This window comes from Microbacterium sp. H6 (genome assembly GCF_003314775.1).
In the GTDB taxonomy this organism is placed as follows: domain Bacteria; phylum Actinomycetota; class Actinomycetes; order Actinomycetales; family Microbacteriaceae; genus Microbacterium; species Microbacterium oxydans.
Window position 1 is genome coordinate 1 of the sequence record NZ_QOAY01000308.1, and the last position, 807, is coordinate 807.

An 807-nucleotide genomic window follows, 5' to 3' on the forward strand; every position below is an offset into this window, starting at 1 on the left:
TCGGAGGCCACATCGATGGGGAACCTCCTGGTGCAGGCCCGTGCGCACGGCGCAGTGCACGGAAGCCTCGCCGACCTGCGCCGCATGGTGCGCGCCTCCACCGAGCTGCGCAACTACGAACCCGCCCCGCGCTGATGTGGTGCGCCGGTCGCGCTCAGACCGGCGACTCGAGCAGCCGTCGGGCGAGAGCCGCGTCCGTCACCAGGGAGTCGACGATCCCGGAACGCAGCGCGGCGATGACGGCACCTGTCTTCGACGGGCCGCCGGCCACCGCGATCACCTCGGGGATGTGCCGCAGCTGCTCGGTGGACACCGCGAGCGACCGCTCGGCCACCGACCCCACCACGGCTCCGTTCTCGTCGATGAGCGTCGCGCAGATCTCCGCCTTGACGCCGGCGGCGAGCAACTCGTCGAGCGCGCCCGCCCTCCCCGCATTGTCGTAGAGCTGAGAGTCGGGCGGACTCCACGATCCGACCGCGACGACGGCCTTGGTCACCGAGTCGAACCGGCGGAAGGTCTCCATGATGCCGGGTTCGCGCCGCAGAGCGGAGGCGGTCGCTGCGGTCTCCACGAGCAGGGGCGCGAAGATGGCGCGGGAGCGACCGCCCGAGATCCGACTCACCTGGCGGATCACCTCGACGCCGTTCTCGGGCGTCGGCGCGGCGACCCCGGCGAGCTGGACGACCTCGCACGTCGCCAGGGTGCGCAGGTGCCCGGCCATCGCGGTCAGGGTGCGACCGGCCGTGAGCCCGAGCACGTCGCCGTCGGTGACGATCTCGCTGAGCAGGTCGGCGGCGGCACGACCCA

General features: G+C 72.5%; 1 protein-coding gene. It reads right to left on the reverse strand.

Features of this window, described 5'->3' with window-relative positions:
- Positions 1-154: 154 nt before the first annotated feature.
- Positions 155-807: sugar-binding domain-containing protein (locus DSP71_RS21175; RefSeq protein ID WP_309472641.1), on the reverse strand; the 653-nt coding region annotated here is incomplete at its 5' end.